The organism is Rhodococcoides kyotonense (assembly GCF_900188125.1).
In the GTDB taxonomy this organism is placed as follows: domain Bacteria; phylum Actinomycetota; class Actinomycetes; order Mycobacteriales; family Mycobacteriaceae; genus Rhodococcoides; species Rhodococcoides kyotonense.
On the sequence record NZ_FZOW01000033.1, the window covers coordinates 1 to 15,392 of the forward strand.

13 protein-coding genes are annotated in these 15,392 nt (G+C 64.1%); 10 read left to right on the forward strand and 3 right to left on the reverse strand.

Translation table 11 applies throughout. From position 1 onward, the window contains the following. The 3 genes from CHB96_RS28390 to CHB96_RS28400 form a co-directional block, all read right to left on the reverse strand. A partial coding sequence (locus CHB96_RS28390; RefSeq protein WP_141136597.1) for a DUF222 domain-containing protein occupies window positions 1-1,399 on the reverse strand: 1,399 nt, incomplete at its 3' end. A 401-nt stretch (window positions 1,400-1,800) separates the two neighbouring features. After that, window positions 1,801-1,995, reverse strand: coding sequence for an ASCH domain-containing protein (locus CHB96_RS30010; RefSeq protein WP_217900004.1), 195 nt, complete (start codon window positions 1,993-1,995; stop codon window positions 1,801-1,803). Between the two features lie 44 nt (window positions 1,996-2,039). Next, window positions 2,040-3,107 (reverse strand): endonuclease/exonuclease/phosphatase family protein, encoded by a 1,068-nt coding sequence (locus tag CHB96_RS28400; protein ID WP_089252686.1) that lies wholly within the window; start codon window positions 3,105-3,107, stop codon window positions 2,040-2,042. A 91-nt stretch (window positions 3,108-3,198) separates the two neighbouring features. Here CHB96_RS28400 and CHB96_RS28405 point away from each other — a divergent pair, with 91 nt between their 5' ends. The 10 genes from CHB96_RS28405 to CHB96_RS28450 are packed head-to-tail and all read left to right on the forward strand — an operon-like array spanning window position 3,199 to window position 15,352. Further along, entirely contained in the window at window positions 3,199-3,996 is a 798-nt protein-coding gene (locus CHB96_RS28405; RefSeq protein ID WP_089252688.1) for a TIGR03084 family metal-binding protein, read from the forward strand. Beyond that, window positions 3,993-5,684: an acyclic terpene utilization AtuA family protein gene (locus CHB96_RS28410; RefSeq protein ID WP_089252690.1), complete on the forward strand. Its 1,692-nt coding sequence runs from the start codon at window positions 3,993-3,995 to the stop codon at window positions 5,682-5,684. Before CHB96_RS28405 ends, CHB96_RS28410 begins: the two co-directional genes overlap by 4 nt. Continuing rightward, window positions 5,681-6,829, forward strand: coding sequence for an acyl-CoA dehydrogenase family protein (locus CHB96_RS28415; protein ID WP_089252692.1), 1,149 nt, complete (start codon window positions 5,681-5,683; stop codon window positions 6,827-6,829). The genes CHB96_RS28410 and CHB96_RS28415 overlap by 4 nt, the downstream gene beginning before the upstream one ends. Further along, window positions 6,826-8,424 carry an acyl-CoA carboxylase subunit beta gene (locus tag CHB96_RS28420; RefSeq protein WP_089252694.1) on the forward strand — a complete coding sequence of 533 codons (1,599 nt, stop codon included), beginning with the start codon at window positions 6,826-6,828 and terminating at the stop codon, window positions 8,422-8,424. Before CHB96_RS28415 ends, CHB96_RS28420 begins: the two co-directional genes overlap by 4 nt. Before the next feature lie 5 nt (window positions 8,425-8,429). Continuing rightward, entirely contained in the window at window positions 8,430-10,376 is a 1,947-nt protein-coding gene (locus CHB96_RS28425; protein ID WP_089252742.1) for an acetyl/propionyl/methylcrotonyl-CoA carboxylase subunit alpha, read from the forward strand. Beyond that, window positions 10,373-11,533, forward strand: coding sequence for an acyl-CoA dehydrogenase family protein (locus tag CHB96_RS28430; protein WP_089252696.1), 1,161 nt, complete (start codon window positions 10,373-10,375; stop codon window positions 11,531-11,533). Before CHB96_RS28425 ends, CHB96_RS28430 begins: the two co-directional genes overlap by 4 nt. Further along, complete coding sequence (locus CHB96_RS28435) at window positions 11,533-12,297, forward strand: enoyl-CoA hydratase family protein (protein ID WP_089252698.1); 765 nt, start codon at window positions 11,533-11,535, stop codon at window positions 12,295-12,297. Before CHB96_RS28430 ends, CHB96_RS28435 begins: the two co-directional genes overlap by 1 nt. Window positions 12,298-12,303: 6 nt before the next feature. Next, window positions 12,304-12,933, forward strand: coding sequence for a TetR/AcrR family transcriptional regulator (locus CHB96_RS28440; RefSeq protein WP_176444551.1), 630 nt, complete (start codon window positions 12,304-12,306; stop codon window positions 12,931-12,933). Window positions 12,934-12,984: 51 nt separating this feature from the next. Continuing rightward, window positions 12,985-14,388, forward strand: coding sequence for a guanine deaminase (locus tag CHB96_RS28445; protein ID WP_089252700.1), 1,404 nt, complete (start codon window positions 12,985-12,987; stop codon window positions 14,386-14,388). 1 nt (window position 14,389) lies between these two features. Then, the gene (locus tag CHB96_RS28450) at window positions 14,390-15,352 is read left to right on the forward strand and encodes a putative antibiotic biosynthesis monooxygenase (protein WP_089252702.1); all 963 of its coding nucleotides are present in this window, start codon (window positions 14,390-14,392) and stop codon (window positions 15,350-15,352) included. The last annotated feature ends 40 nt before the right edge of the window (window positions 15,353-15,392 follow it).

Sequence of the window (15,392 nt, forward strand, 5' to 3'; positions counted from 1 at the left end):
CGTTGGGGTACAGGGCTGCGGCGACTGCGGGGTTGGCGGCGATGGCGTTCTCCAGTGCGGCGATGAGACTGTAGGAGCCGCGGTAGGTCCCACCCTCGCTCTGGCCCTCAGCCTTACTCTGAACTTCACTGCTCGCCTGTGTCGAAAGCGTCTCGGCTGCAGCTAGTTTCGGGACTCCGAGGCCCCGGCGACGTCGGCCGCGTCCGAGCGGATGGAAGGTCATATGGTTCCCGGTGCTGGGGTGTCCCGTGGTGACGGGACCGTCGCCCTCGCGATCCGCGCCCTGGCCCTTACTTCCCTCGCCCTCGCCCCGACTTCCTGCGCCGTCGCCTTCTGTTTCGCTCTCGGCGTCGTCGCCGGATTCATCTTTTCCGGACTCGTCGTTGCCTGCAGAGTCATCCGGGGCGGCGGCTGGGGTGTCGTGGTCTGGGGTGATGCCGAGTTCGTCGGCGATGTTGCGTGCTTCGGTGATGACGATCTGCCAGTCACTGTTGGCGGCGAGTTCGCGGGCGTACGCGGCGTCGATCAGGCCGTGCCCGGCCAGAAACGCGGGAAGATCGCTCAGGCCGGCGAGGGTGGCCAGGTCGATGGTGATCGAGGTGAGCGGCACCCGACGATCGGGCAGTTCCCGCTTCGCGGTGCACGGGTGGTCTTCGTCGACCTCACAGGTGCACGCCAGATATTGTTCGCGCTGCATGCACGCGATATAGGCGGCAGCGAGGCGTTGACTGCGGGTACGGGGGTCACGCGGGCAGAGTGTGGCCGCCATTTCGCTGATGGACTGCCAGCACGCGGCGGCGTCGGCGGCTTCCAGGTTCGCTTCGATGGTGGCGATCAAGTCTTTGTCGCGGTAGCGGACTCCGGTGAGCTTCTTGAGGTCTTCACGGGCGTCGGCGACTTCGTCGGGTGCGGTGCGTTGAATGATGGCGGCGATCTCGGTGGCAAGCGGTCCCGGGGACAGGCGACGGGCAGCGGCGAGCACTTCGGCTTCGATACGCCCGGCAGCGCCGAGCGAGACCGATCCGGTGACGCGGTAGATGGCGCGGACGCGGGCGAGGTCGAGTTCCCCGGCCTCGAATGCTGCTTTGATCGCGGGCAGCCGCAAACGGAGGTCCATACCGATCTCGGCGAACGTGTCCGCCACCGTCTTCGAGCAGCCGAGGGCCTTCGCGGTTTCGGAGGCGGCATAGTTCCCGGCGTCGGTGATCAGATCCCCGATCTGGATGGTCTGGTGGATGCAGGAGTCCCAGATCTGGGCTGCGAGAGCGACTTTCCGTGCGCACGCCTGGTTCTCGCGGACCGCGTTCTCGGACAGCTCGGCCAGCAGGGCGGTGTCGATGACCGGCTTCTTCTGCGGACCGACATACTTGGCGAATGCGCTGCGTTGCTGGAACGCCATGGATTCAAGCCCCCCGACTCGATTCGAACGTACTTTCGATTGTATCGGATCGGTTCGGATCGGGCAACAGTTAATCCATTGCAGCGCACTGGTTTACGGATCTCGGCGCTTTATCACATGCCACCGACAGAAAACGGACTGTGCAGTCGAGCGAACCGGAGGGTTGTGCAGATATCACTCGACCGAAGATCACCGCGGCCGCGACGATCACCTGACCAACCGTCATCCCGAGGACGACCATCACCGTGCTGCGTCGGCACCGATCTGCTGGACGAGGTGGAAGCTCTCGAGCACGACAAGGGTGTCGTCGTCGACGGTGAAGTCGGGATCGCCCATCTCGGAGCGCATTCGAGTCGAGTGCCACAACTACTCGTGATCCTGCCTCGACGGTCGAGTGTCCCTCACTCGGCGATGGCGTGCGTCAGCGGTACATCCCGCAGTGCCGCGACCTCGACGCAGGCGATCTCGATGACCCCGACAACGAACCCGTCCGAATCAACCACCGCTTGCCGCGTGCCGACGACCGGCGCAGTCTCACCCGCGACAAGAAGGCCCGTCGTCGAGGTCTCGGCACCGGAAAGTGCGACGACAAACAAATCGAGCAGCGAGCCAGAACAAGCGGACTCGGCAGTCAGGAGGCTTAGACCTCCACGTCCACCCACACGAGGCGGTGGTCCGATGGGTGCTCGACGCCGGCAGGCCAGTGCACCCCGGAACCCGTCACGGTCAAATCGGACGAAGGCAGCGCATAGTCGACGCGCAGGTTGCCGGGGTTCGGATCCGCGAAATCGGCAGTGTCCGTATCATTCTCGGGAGAACTCGGACTCGGATCCTGCACGCTGGGATTGTCCAGGAGCTGCCCGATCGAGCCCGGAACGGAATCGCCGTCGACCGGGTCGCTGTTCTGGTCTCCCAGCACGACGAAAGACGCGCCCGACTCCAAACCGCCACGAGTCCCGTTGTCGTCGTAGAGATAGTTCTCACCGGAGATGTAATCGGCCGTCAACCTGATCTCGTCGTGGTTGCGCTTCCCGTTGCGATCCTCCGGTCCGTCGAACGATGGGGGAGTGGGGTGTGACGCCAGTATGTGCACCGTCCGACCGTCGACGTCCACCGGCACGTCCCAGTGCGACTTGCTGGACAACCGCAACGCGTCGGCGTTCGATCCGTAATAGTCCCGTGGGAGAAGCGATTCCGGCATATCCTTCCACAGGAAGTTCTGGAACGTCCGCACAGCCGAGGTGTCGATCGGATACTTCGACAGCACCAGCATCCCGTACTGACCGGGAAACTGGCCGAACCCGTACGCATCTCCGGGGCCGCCCACGGATCCGTCGGAGTCCAGATCCAGTCCGGAATCCACCCCCGTGTTCACCGGGGCGGTGAACGAGTAGGGGTAGTCGCCGCCGAGATAGTTCTCGCGGAACGCATCGACGACGTCCTGGTCCGAGTAGTCGAACTCGTTGATCAGCAGAACGTCCGGGGTGTTCTCGGCAATGACGTCGGCGACAGCCCGTGCCTGCGCGTCCTCCCCGTTCAGATCTGTTGCCAGCTGGCGCTCTTCGCCTCTGTTGAGGCTCGCGTTGTAGGTCGCCAGCCGCACGGTCGACGGTCCGTTCTGGGCGTCGGGGGAGGACTCGGCCGACGAGCATCCCGCAAGCACTCCAGCGGTAACGGCGACTGCGACAAATCCGGCAACAGGCTTCATGCGGAGCACCGTAGACACCCGACTTGAACGGCACGTGAATTAACAAGCAGGCGTGCTTGCTTTTTTACGGACCCGCTGGAATGCTGTGCACATGGCCGACCTCGACTCGATCGTCGATGACCTCCGCGCGGAAGGCGACGCGCTGGACGCGCTCGTCGAAGACCTGAAACAAGAACAATGGTCGACGCCCACCCCCGCCGTCGGATGGACCATCGCCCACCAGATCGGCCACCTCTCGTGGACCGACAACGTCGCCGAACGGACGACGTCGGGAGCAGCGGGCGACGCCGATGCCGCCGCCGAATTCGACGTGATCCTGAAGCAGGCGTGGTCCGACCCCATGGGATTCGTAGACGCCGCCGCCGACGAGGAAGCCACGAGGCCCGATCTCCTGACGAGCTGGCGGACCCGCAGGCGTGCCATGACCAACGCACTCGCGAAAGTCCCTGCAGGCACTAAGATTCCATGGTTCGGACCGCCCATGAGCGCGGCATCGATGGCAACCGCACGCCTCATGGAGACGTGGGCACACGGACAGGACGTCGCCGACGCTCTCGGTATCGTTCGTGAACCGACCGACCGCATCAGAGGCGTCGCGCACATCGGAGTTCGTACCCGTGACTTCGCGTACGCCGTCAATCAGCAGACTCCGCCGGCCGAGCAGTTTCGGATCGAGCTCACTTCCCCCTTGGGTGAGCTCTGGACCTGGGGACCGGACGACGCGTCCCAACGTGTCACGGGATCCGCGGCGGACTTCTGTCTCCTGGTGACCCAACGCGCGCACCGCAGCGACCTCGACGTTCACGCCGTGGGTCCCGACGCGCAGCACTGGCTCACCATCGCTCAGGCCTTCGCCGGGCCTCCAGGATCAGGACGTGACAAACGATGACTGTGAAGATCGGCAACTGTTCCGGCTTCTACGGAGATCGACTCTCCGCGATGCGAGAGATGCTCGAAGGCGGTGAACTCGACTACCTCACAGGCGATTACCTCGCCGAGCTGACCATGCTGATCCTCGGCCGGGACCGGATGAAGGACGCCACTCGTGGCTACGCGAAAACCTTTCTGCGACAAGCGGAGGACTGTCTCGGGCTTGCACTGGACAAGGGCGTCAAGATCGTCGCCAACGCGGGCGGGCTCAACCCCAAGGGCCTCGTCGACGCACTCGACAAGCTCGGCTTCGGCGCCGAGATCGCCTACGTCGACGGCGACGACCTGCTGCCTCGCGCACAGGAACTCGGCCTCGGCTCCCCGCTGACGGCCAATGCGTATCTCGGTGCGTGGGGCATCGTCGAATGCTTGAAATCCGGCGCCGACGTCGTCGTCACCGGGCGCGTCACCGATGCATCGGTCATCGTCGGGCCCGCGGCTCACCACTTCGGTTGGACCCGAACGGATTACGACGCGTTGGCCGGGGCTGTCGTAGCAGGTCACGTCATCGAATGCGGAACTCAGGCCACCGGCGGCAACTACTCCTTCTTCACCGAAATCGCCGACATGTCCCGCCCCGGCTTCCCGATCGCAGAAATCGAGTCCGACGGTTCCGCGGTCATCACCAAGCACGAGAAGACCGGCGGCGCAGTCAGTGTCGGAACTGTCACGGCTCAGCTTCTGTACGAGATCACCGGCGGGCGCTACGCGAATCCCGATGTCACGGCCCGTATCGACACCGCCGTTCTCGAGCAGGAATCGAGCGATCGAGTGAGAATCTCGAATGTCAGAGGCGAAGCCCCACCTCCGACGCTCAAAGTCTCGCTCAATTCCCTCGGCGGGTTCCGCAACGAATTCACACTGGTCCTCACCGGCCTCGATATCGACGCCAAAGCCGAACTGGCGCGCAGTCAGTTCGAATCCTGGCTACCCACAAGGCCGACGCAGCTCGACTGGACCTTGGTCCGCACCGACAAGCCGGACGCTCCGACCGAGGAGACCGCAAGCGCGTTGCTCAGGTGTGTCGCGCGCGACAGCGATCCTAACGCCGTCGGACGTCAGTTCTCCTCGGTTGCAGTGGAACTCGCGCTCGCCAGTTACCCCGGATTCTCGCTCACGGCACCGCCGTCGAACGGTGCGCCGTACGGCGTGTTCACAGCCGGCTACGTGCCCGTCGCAGAGGTGCCGCACACGGCCGTGTTTCCGGACGGCACGCGGAAGGAGATTCCTCACGCCGCGGAGACTGTCGCGCTCGAACCGCTCGACACTCCAGAACTCCCAGCAGAACGTCCACAAGAACCCACCATCCGTGCCCCACTCGGCACCATAGCGGCAGCGCGCAGCGGGGACAAAGGTGGCAATGCCAATGTCGGCGTCTGGGTCCGCAGCGACGATGAATTCGCATGGCTTGTAAACACATTGACCGTGGCGACGCTGAAAGAACTTCTGCCGGAAGCCAGAGACCTCACCGTCACCAGGCACGTTCTCCCTAACTTGAAAGCCGTCAACTTCGTCATCGAGGGGATCCTCGGTGAAGGCGTTGCGTCGCAGGCACGCTTCGACCCACAGGCCAAGGGGCTCGGCGAATGGCTCAGGTCCCGACACCTCGACATCCCCGAAACTCTTGTATTCCAAGGACATATATGAGCATCTGGAACACCCCCGAACGGCAACAACTTCGGAAGACCGTGCGAGGCTTCGTCGAACAGGACATCCTGCCGCACCTGAACCAGTGGGAAACCGACGGCGAAATTCCACGCGAACTCCACACGAAGGCCGCAGCCCTCGGCTTGCTCGGTGCCGGGTTCCCCGAGGAGGTCGGAGGTGACGGCGGGGACCTCGCCGACGCGGTCGTCATCTGCGAGGAAATGCATCAGGCCGGTGCGTCGGGTGGGTTGTTCGCGTCACTGTTCACGAGCGGAATCGCGTTGCCGCACTTGGTCGCAGCACGGAACGACGAGCAGATCGACAAATGGGTCCGTCCGACCCTCGCAGGCGAGAAGATCGGCTCACTTGCCATTACCGAACCCGGTGGTGGCTCCGACGTCGGGCACCTGCGTACCAAGGCAGTCAGGGACGGAGAACACTACGTCGTCAACGGCGCGAAGACCTACATCACGTCAGGCTGCCGTGCGGACTTCGTCGTCACCGCAGTGCGTACCGGCGGCGACGGCGCAGCGGGTGTCTCGCTTCTCGTCGTCGAAAAAGGCACCGAAGGCTTCGAGGTGACGCACAAGCTCGACAAGATGGGCTGGCGCGCGTCGGACACCGCGGAGCTGTCGTTCACCGACGCACGAGTGCACGTGAAGAACCTCGTCGGGCCCGAGAATTCAGGATTCGCGCAGATCGCACAGGCCTTTCTGACCGAACGGATCGCCCTCGCCGCGCAGGCTTACGCCAGTGCGCAGCGGTGTCTCGATCTCACGCTGCAGTGGGTGCGCGATCGCGAGACATTCGGAAAGCCCTTGATCAAGAGGCAGTCCGTTCAGAACACCGTCACCGAGATGGCCCGCAAGATCGATATCGCGCGTGTCTACACGCGATACGTCGTCGAGCAATCTCTCGAGACCGAGAACGACTTGATCGCCGAGGTCTGCTTCGCCAAGAACACCGCTGTGGACACAGGGGAGTGGGTGGCGAACCAAGCAGTGCAACTGTTCGGGGGCCTCGGCTACATGCGCGAGAGCGAAGTCGAACGTCAGTACCGCGACATGCGCATTCTCGGCATCGGCGGCGGAACGACCGAGATCCTGACCGGACTCGCAGCAAAACGATTGGGGTATCAGGCATGAGCGTCCTGAAGTCCACCTTGGACACCGCATCGGAGCAATTCACCGGCGCGTCCGAGGCGATGAACACGAAACTCGCCGAGATCGACGGGGAGCACGCCAAAGCGCTGCTCGGCGGCGGCGAGAAGTACGTCGAACGGCATAAAAAACGCGGCAAGCTCCTGGCCCGTGAACGCATCGAGCTGTTGATCGATGAGGATTCCGCTTTCCTCGAGCTGTGCCCGTTGGCAGCGTGGGGGAGCGAGTTCCCGGTCGGGGCAAGCACGGTCATGGGCATCGGCGTCGTCAGTGGCGTCGAATGCCTCATCGTCGCCAACGACCCGACCGTGCGCGGCGGCGCCAGCAATCCATGGACCCTGAAGAAAGGGTTCCGCGCCAACGACATTGCCACCCAGAACCGGCTTCCGGTCATCTCGCTCGTCGAGTCCGGTGGCGCGGACCTGCCGACTCAGAAGGAAGTCTTCATTCCTGGCGGCCGAATGTTCCGTGACCTGACTCAGTTGTCCGCCAAGGGAATTCCGACGATCGCACTCGTCTTCGGTAACTCGACGGCCGGCGGTGCCTACATCCCCGGCATGTCCGACCATGTCGTCATGGTCAAGGAACGATCCAAGGTATTCCTCGCCGGCCCGCCGCTCGTGAAGATGGCCACCGGCGAAGACTCCGACGACGAGTCGCTCGGTGGTGCCGAGATGCACGCCCGAACGTCCGGTCTCGCAGACTACTTCGCCGTCGACGAACAGGACGCGATCCGCATCGGCCGCAGCATCGTCAAGCGACTCAACTGGAAGAAAAAAGGACCCGAACCGCGCGCCGACGTCATCGAACCGCTCGCCGACCCGGAGGATCTGCTCGGGATCGTCCCGACGGACCTGAAGATCCCGTTCGATCCGCACGAGGTCATTGCCCGAATCGTCGACGGCTCCGACTTCGACGAGTTCAAGCCCATGTACGGATCGTCGCTCGTCACCGGCTGGGCCGAACTGCACGGCTATCCGATCGGGATTCTCGCCAATGCGCGCGGCGTGCTGTTCAGTGAGGAATCGCAGAAGGCGACTCAGTTCATCCAACTCGCGAACCGTTCGAACACTCCACTGTTGTTCCTGCACAACACCACTGGCTACATTGTCGGCAAGGAATACGAGGAAGGGGGGATGATCAAGCACGGTTCGATGATGATCAACGCAGTCTCCAACTCGACTGTTCCGCACATCTCGATCCTGCTGGGCGCGTCGTACGGCGCGGGGCATTACGGCATGTGCGGCCGCGCCTTCGACCCACGGTTCCTGTTCGCGTGGCCGTCGAGCAAATCCGCCGTCATGGGCGGTGCCCAGCTGGCGGGTGTCATCTCCATCGTCGGACGCGCCGCCGCCGAGGCGCGCGGGCAGGCATTCGACGAGGAAGCCGACGCCGGACTCCGCGCGATGATCGAGAACCAGATCGAAGCGGAGTCGCTGCCGATGTTCCTCTCCGGGCGCCTGTACGACGACGGCGTCATCGACCCCCGAGACACCCGCACGGTGGTGGGAATGTGCCTGTCGGCCATTGCCTCTGCCCCGATCGAAGGCACCGATACGTTCGGTGTCTTCCGGATGTGACGCGCATGATTACCTCTGTGTTGGTCGCCAACCGCGGCGAAATCGCCCGACGCGTCTTCGCCACCTGCCGCAAGGAGGGCATCGACACGGTCGCTGTCTTCTCCGACGCCGACGACGATGCCCCGCATGTTCACGACGCCGACGTTGCAGTCCGCCTGCCGGGCAACGCATCCAGCGAGACCTACCTGCGCGGCGAACTCGTCATCGCGGCAGCAGTACACAGCGGCGCCGACGCCATCCACCCCGGTTACGGATTCCTCTCGGAGAACGCCGATTTCGCCCAGCAGGTGCAGAATGCCGGATTGACCTGGATCGGACCGCCCGTCAAAGCGATCGAACTGATGGGGTCGAAGGTCGAGTCGAAGAAGATCATGTCCGACGCGGGTGTGCCGGTCCTGACCCAGCTGGACCCGAAGGAGATCGCCGAGTCCGACCTCCCCGTGCTGATCAAGGCGTCGGCCGGTGGTGGTGGACGTGGCATGCGGATCGTCCGCGACCTGACGAAGCTGAACGAGGAAATCGAAGCAGCCGGCCGTGAATCGCTGTCCGCATTCGGTGACGCGACGGTGTTCGTCGAACGCTACATCGAAACCGGTCACCACATCGAGGTCCAGATCATGGCCGACCGACATGGCACGGTGTGGACGGTGGGTGAGCGTGAATGCTCCATCCAGAGGCGACACCAGAAGGTCGTAGAGGAAGCGCCGTCGCCCCTCGTCGAGCGTATCGACGGTATGCGGGACAGGCTGTTCGACGCGTCCAGAAAGGCCGCCGAGGCCATCGGCTACGAAGGCGCAGGCACTGTCGAGTTTCTCGCCGACGGGCGCGGCAACTTCTTCTTCCTCGAGATGAACACCCGTCTCCAGGTGGAGCACCCCGTCACCGAATGTACGACGGGTCTCGACCTGGTCGCGTTACAGATCAGCGTTGCGGCAGGCGAAGCTTTACCCGCGGAACAGCCTGTGACGCAGGGACATTCCATCGAGGTCAGGTTGTACGCCGAGGACCCGGCGCAGGAGTGGCAACCACAGAGTGGGACTGTGCATCGGTTCGATATTCCTGGCGTGGCCTTCGAAGTCCTGAACGGTTCCGGTATCCGGGTGGACTCTGGGGTTGCCAGTGGAAGTACGGTCGGCACCTACTACGACCCGATGCTCGCCAAGGTCATCTCGGTCGCACCCACCCGGGACCAGGCGGCTAACCTTCTCGCGAAGTCGTTGTCGAAAGCGATGATTCACGGCCCGGTCACGAACCGCGACCTGCTCGTGAACATCCTCCGGCACCCGGCTTTCCTTGCTGGTGATACGGACACGGCCTTCTTCGACACTCACGGACTCGACATCCTGTCGCAGCCGATCGCGCAGGGCCGGGCGGTCAGGTTGTCGGCGCTCGCCGCGGCGTTGGCGGATGCGGCATCGAATCGTGAGAAAGCACCGGTCAACAAGGGCATTCCCAGTGGGTGGCGCAACCTGCCTTCGCAGCCCCAACGGAAGCAGTACGGCGAGGTCGTCGTCGAATACTCCCTCGGCAGATATGGGCTGGTGAGCGATTTCGACGGTGTCACGCTCGTGTCGAGCGGGTCGAATCGGGTAGTGCTGGACGACAACAAGATTCGTCGCACATTCCAGGTGAGCACGTACGGCTCGCAGGTATTCGTCGAGTCGGCGCTCGGGCCGGTGAGACTCGAACGAGCGCCGCGTTTCGTCGACCCCACCGAGGACATCGCTGCCGGCTCACTACTCGCGCCCATGCCGGGAAGTGTCGTCAGAGTCGCTGCGGCACAGGGAGACACTGTTACCGCCGGGCAACCGATCCTGTGGCTCGAGGCGATGAAGATGGAACATACAGTCACGGCTCCGGCGGACGGTGTGCTCGCCGAACTGAATGTCACCGAAGGTCAGCAGGTCGAAGTTGGGTCGGTCCTGGCCGTGGTCACCGAAGGAGAATCATGAGCTTCATCGAAACGGACGAGCAGAAGAGCCTGCGGACTGCGGTCTCGTCGCTCGGCAAGCGCTACAACTACATCGACTACGTGCTTCCGAAAGCCCGCAAGGGTGAGCCGCTCAGCGAATTGTGGAACGAGGCAGGCAAACTCGGATTCCTCGGTGTCAACCTGCCCGAGGAGTACGGCGGAGGCGGCGCAGGCATCTACGAGCTTGCTCTGGTGCAGGAAGAACTTGCGGCACACGGTGCTGGTCTGCTGTTGGTCGTCGTCAGCCCTGCCATCTGCGGCACGATCATCGGTAAGTACGGCACCGACGAGCAGAAGCAGACGTGGCTCACCGCGCTCGCCGACGGGTCGAAGATCATGGCGTTCGGTATCACCGAGCCCGACGCCGGGTCCAACTCGCATCAGATCACGACGACGGCCCGCAAGGATGGATCGGATTGGATCCTGAAGGGCAGCAAGATCTATATCTCCGGCGTCGACCAGGCCGATGCGGTGCTGATCGTCGCACGCACTGAAGACTCGAGGACCGGGAAGCTGAAGCCGGCGCTGTTCATCGTTCCGACGGACTCCGAGGGGTTCCAGAAGACCCGGATGGAGATGGACATCATCGAGCCGGATCACCAGTTCACACTGTTCCTCGACGACGTGAGGCTCCCCGCCGACGCTCTCGTCGGAGAGGCCGACGCGGCTCTGATGCAGTTGTTCGCCGGGCTGAACCCGGAGCGCATTCTCGGTGCGGCGATGGCCGTCGGGATGGGGCGGTACGCCGTCGACGCGGCCGTGAAATACGCGAAGGAGCGCACCGTCTGGAAGACGCCCATCGCTGCGCATCAAGGTATTTCGCATCCACTCGCGCAGGTGAAGATCGAACTCGAACTCGCGAAGTTGATGATGCAGAAGGCTGCGGTTCTCTACGATTCAGGCGACGACTTCGGTGCCGCCGAGGCTGCGAACATGGCGAAATACGCTGCGGCAGAAGCAAGTATCAAGGCGCTCGATCAGGCGATCCAAACTCACGGCGGCGCTGGTCTGACCGAGGAGTACGGACTCGCGGCGATGCTCGGTGCGGCCCGCATCGCTCGCGTCGCGCCGGTGAGTCGCGAGATGATTCTCAACTTCGTCGCGCAGCATTCGCTCGGCCTACCGAAGTCGTACTGATGGCTGTCGAGACACACACCGAGAACGGCGTCACCACACTGACGCTCGACAGTCCGAAGAATCGCAACGCGCTGTCGTCGGTGCTGGTGGCGGAGCTCGAGAACGGGCTGAGGCTGGCAACCGACGATCCCGACGTCCGCGCGATCGTTCTGACTCACACCGGTGGCACTTTCTGTGCAGGCGCGGACCTGACCGAGGCCGGCGGCTCCGTCGAGAGTCGCACGGCACAGATGCTCGGCTTGCTTCGGCTGATCGTCGAGACGCCGAAACCCGTCGTCGGGCAGATCGACGGCCACGTGAGGGCAGGCGGCATGGGACTCGTCGGCGCGTGCGACATCGTCGTCGCGGGCACCGCCGCGACGTTCGCGCTGACGGAAGCGCGACTGGGACTCGCGCCGTCGATCATCTCGCTGACCGTGTTGCCCCGCCTCGATTCACGCGCGGCGAGCCGATACTTCCTGACCGGGGAGAAGTTCGGAGCGCACGAGGCCGAGGCGATCGGGCTGATCAGCGAGGCAAGCTCGGACCCGGGATCGACCGTCGCCGACATCCTGTCGTCGCTGAGACAGGCGTCGCCGCAAGGACTCGCGGAGTCGAAATGGCTGACCACGCGGGCTGTCGTCGCCGAATTCGACGCCCGAGGCAGTGAACTGGCGGCGCATTCGGCGAGGCTGTTTGCATCGGACGAAGCGAGGGAGGGGATGATGGCTTTTCTGCAGAAGCGCCCGCCGGGGTGGGCGCTACCGAATTCAGGGGAGAAGTAGTACGAGATGGTGACGGCGCGTGAACCCAAGCAGGACCGCAGTAGAGCCACGCGCCAGCGGCTACTGGAAGCGACGATCGACTCGTTGTCCGAGCACGGTTGGGGTGCGACGACGGTAGGCATCGTCGCCGAACGAGCAGGCGTCTCCCGCGGTGCGACACAACATCATTTCCCGACGCGTGAGAACCTCATCACCGCCGCACTCGAGTACATGTTCGATTCCAGAATGGAAGCCGCGCAGGCCGAAGCGGCCACGGTTCCGCAGGGGATCGGCAGGACTCAGGCGGTCGTCGAACGGCTCGTCGACTATTACACGGGACCACAGTTCAAAGCGGCACTTCAGGTCTGGACGGCAGCCGCTGCCGATCCGGAGATGCGCGCGTGGGTGCTCCCGCTCGAAGAGAAATTCGGGCGCGTCGCACATCGAACGGCCGTCGCACATCTCGGTGCCGATGACTCCGATCCGCAGACGCATCGTCTCGTCCAAGCCACATTGGATCTCGCGCGCGGGCTCGGACTCGCGGACGTGCTCAGCGACGATTCGCGTCGACGGACCGAGATCGTACGGGCGTGGGCGGGCGTCCTGAACAGTTCACTGAAGATGCATCAGGGTGAAATCGCTGTCGTGAACGGATGAATCTGACGGTTCGGCGAGCGCGACGCCCCCCGGCGTGATTCGCTTCTGCAGGTGAGCCACGTTCATAGAGGTCATATCTTCCACATCGCCGGATCACCCACCGTGCAAGGCGCGGCCGATGCTCTCGTGTTGATCGAGGACGGGGCACTCGTCGTCGACGGGGACGGTCGCATCGTCTACTGCGGCGAGTTCGAGAAACTGCCGGAGGATCACGACAGCTGGAACGTCGTCGATCACCGTCCCGGGTTTCTCTTTCCGGGTTTCATCGACACGCACATTCACTTCCCGCAGACATACGCCGGCGACTCGTACGGCGGCGGCCAGCTGCTCGAATGGCTGAACGCATGCATCTTCCCGTCGGAAAGCCTGTTCGCCGACCCCGAGTTCGCGCGCGAGGCCGCGGTCGCCTTCTGTGATCGACGCGTCGCGGCGGGTACGACGCAGGCGATGGTGTTCGGCTCGGCGTTCCCGCATGCGCAGGACGCACTGTTCGAGGAAACCCGTCGGCGAGGGCTACGCGTCGTCAGCGGCAGGGGAGTGCAGACGGCGGGACCGGACTCCGCCGCAGCGCTGATCACCAGCGAAGACGACGCCGTCCGCCTCGTGTCCGAGGAAATCGAGAAGTGGCACGCCGCCGACACCGGTGATGTGGCGACGGCGATGCTCCACGTGGCCGTCGTACCGCGGTTCTCGCTGGCTGTCACGACCGAGACTCTGAAGAATCTCGGCGAACTGTACGACTCCGTGCGCGACCGCGGTGTCTACTTCCACAGCCACCTCAACGAGAACGACCGTCCCGGCACGGGCGAGGTCGCGACGACCAAGGAGATGTACCAGGTCGGCTCGTACCTCGACACGTACGACGGGAAGTTCCTGCCCGGATCCGCCGTCGGCGGCAAGAGTTTCCTCGGACGACGCAGCATCCTCGCGCACGCAGTCCACTGCCAGGACGTCGAACTCGCCCGCATGGCCGAAACCGGCACGTCCATCGCGCATTGCCCGACGTCGCAGCAATTCCTCGGTTCCGGAACGATGCCGTGGAAACGAACCGTGGCCTCGGGCGTCAACGTCGCCATCGGCTCGGACTTCGGCGGTGGCGACCAATTCCTGTTGACGCAGGTGCTCGCCGACGCGTTCAAGGTTCACATCTCGGAAGCAGGCGACGACGGCATCTCGATGCACCCGGCCGAAATGCTGTTCACCGGCACCCTCGCCGGTGCGCGAGCGCTGGACATGGAAGACCGCATCGGCAACTTCGACGACGGCAAGGAGGCGGATTTCGTCGTCGTCGATCCGCGGGCCTGGCCTCCGCTGCAAGGTGTCGTGGAGAAGGGCGTGCGGTCCGAGGATCCGGCCCTGGCACGCGACCAGACGCTGTTCGCGCTGTTGATGGCGATGCGCGAGCCGGCGATCAGCGAGGTCTACGTGCAGGGTCGACGGATCGACGTTTCCTGACATGCCGTCGTCTCCAGCGACGGCGGTCAGCGTCTTCCGCCCCGAGGACTCGGGCGACGGGTTCGCAGCCTGGCTCCACGACCTGCACGCCGCCGCAGCGTCGACTCCGGGGTTCGTGTCGGCGGTCGTGTCCACGCCGGTGGCGGACGGTTTCGACTGGGCTTCCGCGGTGACGTTCGATTCCGAGGAACACCTGCACGGCTGGCTCGACGGCGGTGAACGAGCCTCGCTGCTGCGATCGGGCGCGAAGACCGGCCACACACGGGTCAGCACCGACCTGTTGATCGTCGACGGGCATGCGCCGTCGACGGGAGTCGGGATCATCGCGCACGACGTCGTCGACGGTCGTCAACACGACTTCCTTCGGTCGCAGGAGGAACTCGTCGCGCTCAGTTCCGGTTTCTCCGGTTTCGAGGGCGCGGTGCTGATCGGGCCTGCCGACGCGAAGGAAAGCCGGTGGACGTCGGTCCTGCGATTCCGGACCGACCGGCAGCTGTCGGAATGGATGCAGTCCGACACGAGACACCAGGCCCTACCTATGCTGCGCAAACAGCTCGTCGGTGAGTTCTCGGTGATCACGCACAGCACTCCGTTCGGCTCGATCGTCCGCGTCGAGGACGGCAAAGCCAGAGTGACTCCCGACTGGAAGACGGCGATGCTCGTCCTCCTCGTGCTCTATCCGACGGTCATGACCCTGTCCAGGTTCCTCGGGCCGCTGCTCGACGATCTCGGAGCGGAGCCGTGGCTGTCGATGTGGCTGAGCCAGATCTGCAGCGTCGGGCTGATGACGTACTTCTTCATGCCGTCGGTGACCGGATGGTTCCGGCGCTGGCTCGACCCGATCGACGGCGCGTCGCGCACGGTCTCGTTTGTCGGTGCGCTGATCGTCGTGGCCGTGTACGCCGCGACGCTCGGGCTGTTCGCGTCGGTCCGGTGGCTGCAGTTCTGGGACTACTTCGACTGACTGTCACCCCTTCAACCTCGTGGGGGCGGGATCTCATGAG